We start from the raw sequence: 12941 nt of genomic DNA, 5'->3' as shown, positions 1-12941 counted from the left end.
ACGGAGCATCCGAGAGGGGAAGCCCATGAACGCTAAGCGTCGTCTGCTACTGTCTGTCTCATCCATCCTCGCGCTGGCGCTGGCGGCGCCGGCGATGGCCCAACCGACCACGCCGGCCCCCGCGCCAGTCAACGTTCGCGCTGGCGATCTACGTGATGCCCTCTTGTCGCTCGCCGCGCAGACGGGTGCGCAGATCATCTTCACGTCGGATGTGGTCGCGGGGCGCTCGGCCCCCGCCCTGACCGGCCGCCATGACAGCCTGGACGCCGTACGTCTGCTGATCGCTGGTTCGGGCCTCGAGGCGCGTCAGTCCTCACCTGGCGTCATCACCGTCCGTCGCCCCCTTACGCCTCAGCCTCCCCTCTCGCCCCAAGCCACCTTGGACGCTCCAACCTTGGTGGATGAGGTTGTGGTCGGCACCTACATCCGCGGCCCCGACGCGGGAGCGTCGCCCGTGACCGTCATGCGCCGCGATGAGATCGATCGCGCGGGCTTCGCCACGCTCGCGGAGGCCATCGCCTCAATTCCCCAGGCGTTTGGAGGGACCGCCAACGAAGAAACCGTCGCCATCGGCAGCGACCTCTCAGGCACCAATAGCGCGCGATCCAGCGGCGTGAACCTGCGCGGTCTTGGCGCTGACGCCACCTTGGTCCTCGTCAACGGCAGGCGCCTTGCCGGCTCTGGCAACCGAGGCGACTTCGCCGACCTGTCTGGCCTCCCATTGGCCGCCGTCGAGCGCGTCGAGGTGCTGCTGGATGGCGCATCGGCGCTCTATGGTTCCGACGCGGTGGGCGGCGTGGTCAATGTCGTGCTGCGCAAGTCCTTCGATGGACTGGAGAGCCGCGCCTTGGTGGGCGGCTCCACCCATGGCGACCTTGGCCAGCGCCAGTTCGCGCAAACCGGCGGCCTGTCGTGGTCGAGCGGTGGGATTTTAGCGTCGTACGAGTATCACGACCGCGACAAGCTCCCTGGCCGGGCTCGCTTGGTCACGAGCAATGCCGATCTGCGCCCTAGGGGCGGCAGCGATTGGCGACGCACCTTCGCGCAACCGGGTAACATCCTGCGACCGAACGCATCTGGCGCGCTGGTTCCGGCCTGGGCGATCCCGGGTGGCCAAAACGGCGTTGGTCTTCGGCCCGCGGATTTCCTGCCAGGGCAGGTCAATCTTGGAAACTGGCGAGCGAACTTCGATGTGCTCGGTGAGCAGACGCGCCACAGCCTGTATGTCGCGGGTCACCAGCAAGTCGCCGGCTTCGAGCTTTCCGGCGACCTGCGACTTTCACGCCGACGGTTCGAAAGCCGCGGCGCGCCAAGCATGACGACCCTTACGGTCACGCGTTCCAATCCGTACTTCGTCTCACCCGACGGCTCCGCCAGCGAGAGGATCGGCTACTCCTTCCAAAATGAGCTGATCGGCGTGCGTACCCAAGGCGGACCTGACAACCTGGCCTTCACGCTAGGCGCATCAAGAGTTCTCCCGGCCGACTGGAAGGCGGACGTCTACTTCGCGCACGCAAGCGATGAGAACACCACCTGGTCGCGCAACGCGATCAACACCAGCTACCTGTCAGAGGCGCTGGGAACCTTGCCCGACAATCCCACGACCGCCTTCAGCGCGGCGCGGGACGGCTACTTCAATCCATTCATCGGCACGGGATCGAACACGCCGCAAGTTCTGGCCTTCATCTCCTCCGGCTACTCGCGATCCTCGCAACTAAACGGCGTGCAGTCGCTCAACGCGCTCATCGAGGGGCCAGTGTTCGAACTGCCTGGGGGCGAGCTTCGAGCGGCGCTGGGCGCGCAAACCCGTCAGGAGACGTTCAAACTCACCGGCGAGAACTTCACGTCCGGCTTCTCACCGGTGGCGACTCTGCCACGAGGTGGCAAGCGCGAGGTGTCGGCCGCCTTCGGCGAGCTTCGCGCGCCGCTTTCGCCCGACGACTCCGCCATCGGCGGGCTGGAGCTCTCCGCGGCTCTGCGGCACGAACGTCACCAGCGTGTGGGCGACAGCACGACGCCAAAGCTTGGCCTTGTGTGGTCGCCCTCCGACAAGATTCAGCTGTCAGCGACGTGGGGGAAGAGCTTCCGCGCACCGGCCGTCTTCGAGCTCACCGACGCACCCATCTTGCTGCCGGTCGTGCTGCAACGTGGATCGTCCAGCGTCCTCACCCTGATCCGCTACGGAGGCAATGCGGATCTGAAACCCGAGCGCGCCGAGACCACGACCGTGACGGTGAAGTGGCGCCCAACACCGGGCGTGGAATTGGAGGCGACCGGTTTCGACATTCGCTATCGAGATCGCATCGGCCAGCCGGCTAGCGACAATCTCAACACAGTGCTCTCGTCGCCGGAGTTCACCGACTTTCGCCAGTTCATTTCCCCGGCGTCCAGCGCCCAGGACTTGGCGCTGATCACGGGGCTGATCAACTCACCGGGGTCGCGTGCCCAGGGCCTATTCGATCCGCGCGAATACGGCGCCATCGCCGACGCCCGATACGTCAATGCCGCGGTGCTTCACTTGCGCGGCGTCGACCTTTCCGGGACCGCGCGAACGAGCTTGGGCGGCAAGCCTCTAACGATCACCGGCCAGTTGTCGTGGCTTGAGCGCTTTGAACGCCGAATGACGCCGCGGGCGACGGCCGTGGATCTCGCGGGAACCGCCCAGAACCCGGCCGATCTGCGAGGGCGTCTGTCGGCGAGCTGGACCTTCGCCCCCGTGACGGCGACAGCGACAGCTCGGTATGTCGGTGATTTCGACGCGGGCCAGGGTCGCGCCGTGAGTGACTGGACGACGGTCGATATGGCCCTGCAATGGCGAGGTGGTGACCGGGGAGCGACACGAGGTTTGACCGCGGCGCTGAGCATTCAAAACCTGCTCGATCGCAAGCCGCCATTCTACGATAGCAATCTGGCGGTGGCTTACGACCCAGCCAATGCCGACCCGTTCGGCCGCACCATAGCGCTGCAACTCACCAAGAGCTGGTAGGAGGGCGCGACCTTGAAGTGCGTGGCAGCGCGCCGCTTGGCGCTCGTTCTATGCCTATGCGGCACGTCCGCCGCCGCGGCGACCTACAGTCTCGATGACATCCTACGTCACGAGACGATGGGGCGGACCGCGGTGGACCCCAAGGATCGATGGGCGATTGTCCAAACATCCCGCCCCTTGAGGGAGGCGCCGAGCTTCGATCTTGCCGAACATGTCTATCAGGCGCTGGGTCGCATCACACTTTTCGACCTGAGGGCTCCAACCGAGGGAACGCCCTTATTGGAGGCGGCAGGGGACGGCGTTGTCGTGGGCGCCCCCTCACCGGACGGCGAAAGCGTCATCGTCCACCGCGTTCTCGGACACGACCGCGAACTTGGCGTTCTAACCATCAAGGACCGCTCCGTTCGCTGGAGCGGTCTAACGACCGAACCTTCTGTCTTCGGCGCCACGGCGGTCTGGGTGGACAACCGTCAAGTCTTGGTCGCGTCGGTCGCTACGGACGGACCCAGACGCCGCTTTGGGCGGCCCTGGCAGAGCCAGGCGGCCAGCGCGGCGGCTTGGGCCGCCGCGGCGCGCGACGAGAGCGCGGTCACTGTCAGCGGGACTGGGCGCTTGGCTCACCAGCATCCCCCAGCGCCAAAAGGGGCCTTATCTCTTTGGAATGCGCGGACGGGAGACCTGCGTACGATTGTCGACCGCGAAGTCGTCGATTACGAACTTTCGCCAGATCGAAGCCTAGCCGCCGTCCTCATCGCCGAGGAAGAAGCCGCCGCGGACGACCAAGTGCAAGTCGCGACGCCGCTGCTTCGCACGCGGCTGCTTCTTGCTCCACTCACCAAGACCGACGTCAAGCCGCTCGCCCCAGGGCTAGACGTATCGACCGATCTGCTTGCTTGGTCACCCGACAGCAAAGGCTTGCTGGTCGTCGCGCGCCGCGACGGCGCTTCGTGGCCGCAGGCGGAAATCTGGCGCATCAACATCGACGGGACGCCCCCTCGATCGCTTTGCCCGCGGTTCGTCGGTGGGGAGGCGCGCAAGCGCGTCGCGGCGGGCTCCGCCGCGGCCTGGCTGGGCGGCCGCCCGGTCGTCGCCCCGGTCGGCGAGTGGTTCGACCCGGCAAGCGGAACACGATATGGGCGCGGCCAACTGGTCGCGACAGATGGCAAGGCGCTCTTCCTCAAGGAGCATGACAAGCTTTGGCGTGTGGATCGCGGTGGACGCCGGCTTGAGGTCAAGATCGCCGCCCGCGCGCTTAGACGAGATCCAGAAGCGGCGGGCCGGGTTCAGTCGTCCCCCAGTCAGTTGGGCGCGGCTGACTGGGGGACGGTGGCGTCCCCCTTGGCGGATGGATGGGTGTTCGACCAAGTGACCCACGAGACGGGCGTGACCGACCTTGTTGGTCATAGGGGAGATAAGCGTCGCACCTTTATGAGCATCAATACTCACCTGGCCTCATCGACAATCTCGCGCCCCCTGCCTGTTCGGCATCCCAACGCCGAAGGCGCGCTCGTCACGAGCTGGCTCTTCCTGCCCCCCGAGAAGCGCGCCACGCCAAAGCCGCTGATTGTCTTGGTCTATCCAGGCGATTGGTCCGAGGCGTCCTTGCGCCGCGCGAGCCGGGCAAATCCCGGCTTCACAACCAATGTTCATCTGCTGACCGGCCAAGGCTACCCCGTGCTGATGCCGACGCTGCCTTTCGAAGACCCGACTGATCCGCAAAAAGGCCTCGCCGAAGCCATGCTCCGAGCTGTCGATGCGGCTGGCGCCCAGCACGGCGTCCCTATTGATCGGCTTGTTCTGTGGGGGCGGTCCTTCGGTGGCTGGGCGGCGTTGATGGCCGCTCAACAATCGAACCGCTTTGGCGCCTCGGTCGCCGTTGTGCCCGTTTCCAACTTTCTAGGGCTCTACGGTTCGATCGATCCAATCTCGGCGATTTATCCGCAGTACTTCTTCAACTCCAACGCCTCTTGGTTCGACACCGCGCGCGGCGGAGTTGGCGGCCCCCCTTGGGTTGATCCCCAACGCCACCTACGCAACAGCCCTGCCCTCTTCGCGAACCGTCAGCACGCCCCCGTCCTGATCGCCCACGGCGATTTGGACTTCTTATCGAACGACGCGAGGCAGATGTTCGGCATGATCCGGCGTGCGGGCGGTGACGCCGAGCTGCGCACCTATCATGGTTCCGAACACGAGCTGATGATCCCCAGTCAACTTCGGGACTTCTACGATCGCGCCTTCAACTTCATCGACGAGGTTCTGCCCCCGACAGGCGAGCCTCGGTCACCCGCACCCACGCCTCCGCCGCCAGTGGCGGCAAGACCTGATCGATGACGTGACGCCACAGGATCGCCTGCGGGTCGAGCGCCGCCTCAACCTTCTTGGGATCGAGAAGTCCCTTCTCCCGCAGGCGCCCGCCCAAAAGATAGTCGCGCAAGAACGCGCGGCTATTGAGGATGCTCTTGGAGAAGAACACGGAGACGTCGCCCTTTCGCGCACGCCAAACAACACGTTGCGGCAGGCGTTCCGAAAAAGCCTCGCGCGCTAGGGTGCGGTCGATGTCGCCGCCGGTCAGGCCCATGATCGGCGTTCGCAAACACCACTCGACGACAGGCTGACTGAACAGGGGATCGATCAGGTCACAAACGCGCTCTCTAAGGCTGCGACCAAACCGATGGCGCGCGTAATTTAGACCGACGATTTGCATCCGCCGCGCTGGCGACACGCGGTGCGCATCCGCCAGCCATCCCGGTACCTGCCCCTCGGGCGGGGCGCGGTGCGATCGCCAGGCATCTCGGATCAGACCAAAGTAGGATGAGCGCCGGCGGTAGGCGACATTGGCCGCGGCGGTTAGTCGGCCCCTACCACCGCTGCTCGAGAGCAACGCCTCAGCGAAGAGGTTCACGTTTGGCGACTGATAGAAAACGGCGTCGCCGCCATGGCCTGTGAACAGCGCGTCCGCGTTTTCCCGCTCCAAATGGTCCGCGAGCAACTGGTCAAAAAGGCAGTCGATGGCGTTTGTGCTCGGACGCGCACCGTCAGCGGTCGCCTCGATCAGCGAAGCGGTCCAAGCTATTGGACCTCGGTCGAGAATTGTGAGCGGCACCCCCAGTCGGTCCGCGATGCTCCGGGCATGGATAAACTCATCGCCCTCAGGCTCTGGAAACCGCTGGTGCACGCCGCCGACGCGCCGGCCCCGGGCCAGGGCCGCCGTGACAATCGCTGAGTCCAGACCACCGGATATGTCGCTGATGATCCTCTCCCGGCCCTGGGCCAGTGTCGCCACGGTATCGTCGACGATATCTCGCAACGCGACCGGGTCGACGGCCGCTCGTGATGGGGCTGAGCTTATGACCGTCGCGGGCGACCAGACCCTAGTCTGTTGGCCAGAGTCGGGATCGTAGAGACAGCCAGGGCCGACGGTGGTCACCCCAGTGAGCGGCGCCGCCTCCGGCGCGAGGCTGAGGTTCGGCAAATGGTTCGCCAGCCCGATCCAATCAATTCCAAGATTGGTGGGGCGGACGATGGCCTGTGTGGGTATCTCGCTGCTGACCAGCACCGCGGTTCCAAGGCGCCACACCAAACACTCTTGTCCGCCGAGGGGATCATTGAAAACGAGCGGCTTGCCGTTCATGTCCCGGATGATGGCGACATAGCGACCCCAGTATTGTGTCGTGAGCGTCGTCGCCGCGGAGAGACCGCAAGCCCCCGCGGATGAGGAGGCCCCCTCTTGTGGATGTAGCGAGCCGACAACTACCGTCTCCCCGATGGCTCGGACCGGAAAGACGCGTCCCGCCGTGAAGATCCGGACGCCAGGAAGTTCAGCCAACGGGCGCCAATTGCCGCCGCCCGCGACACGCTCGCAAAGAGCGCGTCCTGCAGCGTCACCGTTACCAAAGGGCCATGCGATGAGGAGGTAGCGCATCAGACGACCATGATCCGCCGATAGCCCGCCAGCGCGTCAGGATCGTCGCTCAAGACAAGATCTTCACGCTGAAGCCAGCAATGCGCAAAGAACGGAAAGGTGCGCACTCCAAACACCCATCTGACGCCGACAACGCCTAACCGTCTCAAGAAGAGCAACTGCCAGTAGGCCCGAAAGAGACAGTCTCCATCGAACGGCGCCCATGGCCGCGTCGCGTCAAAGGCCGCGACGGCTTGCGGCAGTCTTGTTCGCCGCTTCAGGTTCACGGGCTCGCGTCGCGCCGCCTCGACCAGTTGCGCGAAGGAAAGACGTCGTATGTCGCGATGCGCCCGCCATCCGGTCGCCATGACGTCCAAAAGACTGGCAAGGCTTGTTCGCCTCTCGCCACGCCATTCACGCCGTAAGTTGCGATCGAGCGGCGCGGGCGCTCGCGGCCGATCTTCTTCAACCGGATCGTATGACAATAGCTTTGCTTCGAGCAGCGAGGACAAGGCGCTCGTATGTCCGCGGACAAAGCGGCCGTCCTCGCTGACCGCCGCCGCGTCCCCAACCCCGGCCAGGCAGTAATATGCATCCGCGAGCACGTCCAAGACGACAAGGTCGTCCCGGACGTTGACCGCGTGCACGGACGGCGCCAGCGCGTAGCTAAGCACTTGCGTATTCGAGGTCGCTCGGTTCACGCCGGGCTCTCGTAGTAGTTTATCTGCGAGACTTCCAATTCAGGCCCAGGCCCGCCCTCACGCGTGAGGATGCTCGCCGGTCCGATCAGCAGAATTTCGTACGACGAAGTCAGCATCTTTGGCTCCTAGCGTTCGAGTTTGCGGTCTGGGCTGAGCACGCTTGATGATCGCATTCCGCCTCCACACCGCGACTGACGAAAGGATCGGCCGGCGGAAGACCGCCGGCCGACTTTGTTCAGGCGAGGTCCCAGCGCAGGACGCTCGCCGGCTCGGGGAACTCGATACCCGTGCCATCGAGCGTGAGCGCCTTAGCCGAGCCAAAGCGGACGAGAGTGAAAGCCTTGGTATTCATGATCGCCTCCTTTGTTTGCGATGACCGCGAAGATGCGGTCGGCTCATGAGGCGGCCCTCCCGGGCTCGTCGTCGAGCCACGCGATGCTTCTTTTGAGGGCATTTGTGTCAAATCACGCGCCACGCGCGCATCCGGGCCGAAATATCGGTTCAGCGCTGCGGCGAGGGCGCCGCCGACTGTCCGTTCTAGGGTCAGCAGGTAGCGCCAGGGGAGTAAGTACCCGAAAGGTAGAGCCCTGCGGTTAGGCGAAAATGGCCGAGCTGTACCGTTGACGACGGCATGAGACATTGACCGCTGCCCGTGCCCTCCTCCAACTTAAAACAATTACTAGTTGTTTTTACGGCGCGCGATCAGCCTATGGCGAGTTCATTTACGACCGGACTGTCTCAGCAGAGTAAGCTTCTGGCGCGAACCCTGCGCCTCGTGCGCGAGGAGCGACGAATGACGGCGGTGGATGTGGCGGAGCGCATGGGCATACCGGTGCGCACTTATCGGAGCTTTGAGTTGGGGAAGGGTCCTTTCACCTTCGAGAAAATCCGGCGGTTCGCCGAGGCGACTGACAGTGACGCCATGGGCATCGTCTCAAGCCTGATTTTCGGAAGCCCAGACATGGCTTTGCGCTGCATGGACAACAAAGCAGCCACCGTGCTTGCCGCGGCCTTCCGGGCCTTTGGCGAAGGCGCGGGCGATCAGTTGGCCGTGATTGACCCGGGGTCGCTTATCCGAGCCTTCGATCAGACCTTCAACGATCTCACCGAACACCTGAAGCGGCGCGACAAGACCGCGGAACGGTGGCTCGAGGAGAATGTCGGAAAGCTCTACGGAGATACGCCCGTCAAATAGAAGGTCGGCTGGCCTCGCTACCGCCAGCACGAGCTAGGATTCGTCAAATCCCCTCGCCCATGCTCGTCTCGCGCCCCGGAGCGCGAGCGACATGGATGCCGCATTCGGTCTTCTTCTGCCCTTGCCAGCGGCCGGCGCGGACGTCGCCTCCGGCTTCCACCGGCTTGGTGCACGGCCAGCAGCCGATGGACGGAAAGCCGTTAGCGACCAGCGGGTGGGCCGGCAGGTCGTGCTTTGCGACGTAGGCGTCGAGCTCTTGCTTGGACCAGTTGGCCAAGGGATTGAACTTCACCTGCGAGCCGGCCTCCTCGACCACCGGCAGGTTCATGCGGTCGCCGCCATGGAAGCGCTTGCGGCCGGTGATCCACGCCTCGAACCCGCCGAGCGCCTCGTCCAGGGGGCGAACTTTACGGATATCGCAGCAGGCGTCGGTGTCGGTCTTCCACAGATCGGACTTGGGGTCCTTTAGGGCGAGGTCCGCGAACTTCGGACGAAGGTCGCGCACGTCGGTCAGGCCCAGGCGCTCGGCCACCTGCTTGCGATAATCCAGGGTCTGTCCGAACAGCATGCCGGTGTCGAGGAACAGGACCGGGAACTTCTTGGTCACCTTGGAGGCCAGGTGCAGCAGCACCGCCGACTCCGCCCCGAAGGACGAGACCAAGGCCAGCTTGTCGCCATAGACCGCCCACGCCGCCTCCAGCACCCGTCCAGGATGGGCGTCACGCAGGTCGGCGTTCAGTCGCGCCGCGAAGGAATGGGGATGCTCGCGGTCGAAGGCCATCTTCAGGCCCTTTCCTCGAAGGCCGGCGCACGGCCGTCGGCGGCGCGCTGGTACACGTGGCGGAACCGCCCGGCGGCCTTCCCCCACTCATCGGCCGTCGAGCCGTCGGACGGCTCGAAGGCGTCGAACCCGCAGCGGACCATGAACCCGGCTTGCTCGCGGAAGACGTCGCCCACGGCCCTCACCTCGCCCTGATAGCCGAAGCGCTCGCGCAGCAGGGTGGCGCTGGTGAACGCGCGGCCGTCGCGGAACTTCGGGAAGGCCACGGCCACCACCGACAGGCGCGGCAGGTCGTAGGCCAGATCCTCGACCGCCTGGTCGCTTTCCAGCCGCACGCCCACCTTGCGGCCGGCGGCCAGCAGGGCCTCGCCCTCGGCCTGGAAGCGGGCGAAGGACAAGATCACCGCGTCCACGTTCGGCGCGTCGTCCTCGTCGGTCACATGGACGAAGTCGTCCTCGACCTGGGCGAAGGCGGCGTCGGTCAGCTTAATGAGCGTCGGCATAGACGGCCTCCTTGAACGGGGCCATGCCCACCCGGCGGAAGGTGTCGAGGAAGCGCTCGTCGCCCTCGCGCACCGACAGGTACTTGTCGACCAGGGTGTCCACCGCCTCGGCCACCTTGTCGGCAGGCAGGGCCGGGCCGAGGATCTGGGCGATCGAGGCGTCCTCGGCGCCAGATCCGCCAAGCGAGAGCTGGTAGAACTCCTCGCCCTTCTTATCGACGCCAAGGACGCCGATATGGGCCACGTGGTGGTGACCGCAGGCGTTGATGCAGCCGCTGATCTTGATCTTCAGCTCGCCCACCTTCTCGGCGTAGTCGGCGTCGGCGAACTTGGCGGCGATGTGTTGGGCCACAGGGATCGCGCGGGCGTTGGCCAGGGCGCAGTAGTCCAGACCCGGGCAGGCGATGATGTCGGACGCCAGATCGATGTTGGCCGTGGCCAGACCGGCCTTTTGCAGCGCCGCGTGGACCACCGGCAGGTCGTCCAGTTTCACATGCGGCAGCACCAGGTTCTGGGCATGGGTCACGCGCAGGTCGTTCAGGCTGTAGCGTTCCGCCAGATCGGCGGCGAGGTCCAGCTGGTCGGCCGTGGCGTCGCCCGGCGTCTGGCCGATGGCCTTCAGCGAGACCTCGACGATGGCATAGCCGCTCTTCTTGTGCGGCTTGACGTTGTTGCGCACGAACCGCGCGAAGGCCGGGTCGGATGCGCGGTTGGCCTCGAACACCGCCGAAGTGGCGGGCAATATCTCGAACGGCGTCGTGGCGAAGGCGCCGCGGATGCGGGCCAGCTCGGTGTCCGGCAGGTCGGCCTTGGCGGCGTCGATCCTGCCCCACTCCTCCTCCACCTGACGGGCGAACTCCTCGGCGCCCAGGGCGGCCACCAGGATCTTGATCCGCGCCTTGTAGATGTTGTCGCGCCGGCCATGGCGGTTGTAGACGCGCAGCACCGCCTGCAGGTAGCTCAGCAGGCGCGAGGCCGGCAGGTGCTCCTTGATGGTGGGGCCGACATAGGGCGTGCGTCCCTGACCGCCGCCGACGATCACCTCGAAGCCCAAGGAGCCGTCGCGGTCGCGGCGCGCCACCAGGCCGATGTCGTGCACGCGGGCCGCGGTGCGATCCTTGGGCGCCGCGGTGATGGCGATCTTGAACTTACGCGGCAGGAACGAGAATTCCGGGTGCAGGGTCGACCACTGGCGGATCACCTCGGACCACACGCGCGGATCGTCCACCTCCTCGGCGGTGGCGCCGGCATAGGGGTCGGCGGTCACGTTGCGGATGCAGTTGCCGCTGGTCTGGATGGCGTGCAGATCGACTTCCGCCAGCTGATCCAGGATGTCCGGCGCATCGGCCAGCTTGATCCAGTTGAACTGGATGTTCTGGCGCGTGGTGAAGTGGCCGTAGTCTTTGTCGTAACAGCGCGCGATGTCGGCCAGGCGGCGGGCCTGGACGGCGTTGAGCGAGCCGTAGGGGATCGCAACGCGCAGCATGTAGGCGTGAAGCTGCAGATAAAGCCCGTTCATCAGCCGCAGCGGCTTGAACTGGTCCTCGGAGAGCTCGCCCGCCAGGCGGCGAGCCACCTGACCGCGAAACTCGGCGGAGCGGTCGGCCAGGAATTCCTTGTCGAGGGCGTCGTAGAGATACATCGGCTCCCTCCCCTTACTTTCTGCGGATCAGGTCGAGACGACCAGAAGAGCGCGCCGCGCCGGAGGCGTCCCGCAGGGCCTCGATCGCCGCGCCGCCCTCGGACTGCTTGCCGTGGGTCGGCTCGTTGGTGGGGCCGAGGGCGCGGATGCGCTCGCGATAGCTGACGGGCGCGAGGCCCGAGCCGGCCTCGACCACGTCGATCAGATAGGGCTCGACGATGACCTTGGGCTGACTCTTGCCCACGGCCACGGCGGCCTCCCCCGGCTCGACCTCGGTGAAGAGCTCGGCGTCGGCGAAGCGTTCGACCCACTGGCCGGCCTTCCAGAACACGACCTCGCCGTCGATCAGGCGGTTGGCGGTGACGACCTTCATGCCCCGATGCTCCGGTTGGCCACGACGGATCCGACCACGTCGCCGCCGTCCGCCTGGGCCAGCGCCATGGCCTCGCCCACCATCAGCAGGGCCGGGCCCGATAGGCCGGCGGCCACATCGGCCAGCCCGCCAAGCGTCGTGGCGATGCGCTGCTCGTCGGCGCGGCTGGCGTTGACGACCACCAGGGCCGGCGTGGCCGGCGAGCGGCCCGCCTCGACCAAGCGGCAGGCGATCAGGCCCGCCGTCGACAGGCCCATATAGATCACCACCGTGTGGTTAGGGCGCGCCAGGGCCGGCCAGTCCAGATCGGGTTCGCCCATCTTCCCGTCTTGGGGCGCGGCATGACCGGTGACGAAGGTCACCGCCTGGGCGGCGCCGCGATGGGTCAGGGGCGCGCCGGACGAGGCGCCGGCGGCCAGGGCCGCGGTGACGCCAGGAACGACGGTGCAATCTACGCCCGCCGCGCGGCAGGCCTCAAGCTCCTCGCCGCCACGGCCGAAGATGAAGGGATCGCCGCCCTTGAGGCGCACCACCGACAGGCCGTCCTTGGCCAGGGCGACCAGCAGGCCGTTGATGTCGTCCTGCGGCAGGGTGTGGCGCGACTTGCGCTTGGCCACATCGATGCGGCGTGCGCCGGCGGGCGCCAGATCGAGGATTTCGCGGGAGACCAGGCCGTCATGGACGATCACGTCCGCGGCTTGCAGGGCTTTGAGCGCCTTGATGGTCAGAAGATCGGGATCGCCGGGACCGGCGCCCACCAGCACGACGCGACCCGGCGCGCGCGCGGCGAAGGCCCCGCCGCGAAGGGCGACGAGACGTGCGGGCTTGGCGGGAAAGGCGCCCTTGAGGGACATGGGCC

Annotated in this window: 9 protein-coding genes and 1 pseudogene; 3 read left to right on the top strand and 7 right to left on the bottom strand. The window is 66.0% G+C overall.

Annotated elements, in window-relative coordinates:
• The first annotated feature begins 25 nt into the window (after positions 1-25).
• Both ABOZ73_RS15655 and ABOZ73_RS15650 read left to right on the top strand, forming a co-directional pair.
• Positions 26-2986, top strand: a complete 2961-nt coding sequence (locus ABOZ73_RS15655) for a TonB-dependent receptor (RefSeq protein ID WP_369059050.1) — start codon at positions 26-28, stop codon at positions 2984-2986.
• Positions 2987-3118: 132 nt separating this feature from the next.
• Positions 3119-5317, top strand: coding sequence for an alpha/beta hydrolase family protein (locus ABOZ73_RS15650; protein WP_369059049.1), 2199 nt, complete (start codon positions 3119-3121; stop codon positions 5315-5317).
• Here ABOZ73_RS15650 and ABOZ73_RS15645 read toward each other — a convergent pair.
• Complete coding sequence (locus ABOZ73_RS15645; protein ID WP_369059048.1) at positions 5229-6617, bottom strand: asparagine synthase-related protein; 1389 nt, start codon at positions 6615-6617, stop codon at positions 5229-5231. The genes ABOZ73_RS15650 and ABOZ73_RS15645 overlap by 89 nt on opposite strands.
• A 290-nt stretch (positions 6618-6907) precedes the next feature.
• Complete coding sequence (locus ABOZ73_RS15640; RefSeq protein WP_369059047.1) at positions 6908-7588, bottom strand: lasso peptide biosynthesis B2 protein; 681 nt, start codon at positions 7586-7588, stop codon at positions 6908-6910.
• A 793-nt stretch (positions 7589-8381) separates the two neighbouring features.
• On the opposite strand from ABOZ73_RS15640, the gene ABOZ73_RS15635 reads away from it, so the two are divergent.
• Positions 8382-8783, top strand: a complete 402-nt coding sequence (locus ABOZ73_RS15635; protein ID WP_369059046.1) for a helix-turn-helix domain-containing protein — start codon at positions 8382-8384, stop codon at positions 8781-8783.
• 43 nt (positions 8784-8826) lie between these two features.
• On the opposite strand, the gene ABOZ73_RS15630 is transcribed toward ABOZ73_RS15635, so the two are convergent.
• The 5 genes and pseudogenes from ABOZ73_RS15630 to cobA all read right to left on the bottom strand — a co-directional run.
• Positions 8827-9564 (bottom strand): phosphoadenylyl-sulfate reductase, encoded by a 738-nt coding sequence (locus ABOZ73_RS15630; protein ID WP_369059045.1) that lies wholly within the window; start codon positions 9562-9564, stop codon positions 8827-8829.
• Between the two features lie 2 nt (positions 9565-9566).
• Entirely contained in the window at positions 9567-10067 is a 501-nt protein-coding gene (locus tag ABOZ73_RS15625) for a DUF934 domain-containing protein (protein WP_369059044.1), read from the bottom strand.
• On the bottom strand, positions 10051-11709 hold the full coding sequence (locus ABOZ73_RS15620; RefSeq protein WP_369059043.1) for a nitrite/sulfite reductase: 1659 nt from the start codon (positions 11707-11709) through the stop codon (positions 10051-10053). Before ABOZ73_RS15620 ends, ABOZ73_RS15625 begins: the two co-directional genes overlap by 17 nt.
• 13 nt (positions 11710-11722) lie before the next feature.
• Positions 11723-12082, bottom strand: a complete 360-nt coding sequence (locus ABOZ73_RS15615; RefSeq protein ID WP_369059042.1) for a DUF2849 domain-containing protein — start codon at positions 12080-12082, stop codon at positions 11723-11725.
• Positions 12083-12135: 53 nt separating this feature from the next.
• A pseudogene (cobA, locus tag ABOZ73_RS15610) lies at positions 12136-12936 on the bottom strand (uroporphyrinogen-III C-methyltransferase); the annotation flags it as partial.
• Positions 12937-12941: the final 5 nt, after the last annotated feature.

Source organism: Caulobacter sp. 73W, assembly GCF_041021955.1.
Taxonomy (GTDB): domain Bacteria; phylum Pseudomonadota; class Alphaproteobacteria; order Caulobacterales; family Caulobacteraceae; genus Caulobacter.
Note: the sequence above shows the minus strand (reverse complement) of the source record. Positions and strands in the feature narration are given on the sequence as shown.

Excerpts from the sequence above, each read along its gene's own strand:
- ABOZ73_RS15655 (WP_369059050.1), top strand. The coding sequence starts at position 26 with ATGAACGCTAAGCGTCGTCTGCTACTGTCTGTCTCATCCATCCTCGCG.
- ABOZ73_RS15620 (WP_369059043.1), bottom strand. The coding sequence starts at position 11,709 with ATGTATCTCTACGACGCCCTCGACAAGGAATTCCTGGCCGACCGCTCC.
- ABOZ73_RS15615 (WP_369059042.1), bottom strand. The coding sequence starts at position 12,082 with ATGAAGGTCGTCACCGCCAACCGCCTGATCGACGGCGAGGTCGTGTTC.
- ABOZ73_RS15630 (WP_369059045.1), bottom strand. The coding sequence starts at position 9,564 with ATGGCCTTCGACCGCGAGCATCCCCATTCCTTCGCGGCGCGACTGAAC.
- ABOZ73_RS15635 (WP_369059046.1), top strand. The coding sequence starts at position 8,382 with ATGACGGCGGTGGATGTGGCGGAGCGCATGGGCATACCGGTGCGCACT.
- ABOZ73_RS15625 (WP_369059044.1), bottom strand. The coding sequence starts at position 10,067 with ATGCCGACGCTCATTAAGCTGACCGACGCCGCCTTCGCCCAGGTCGAG.
- ABOZ73_RS15645 (WP_369059048.1), bottom strand. The coding sequence starts at position 6,617 with ATGAACGGCAAGCCGCTCGTTTTCAATGATCCCCTCGGCGGACAAGAG.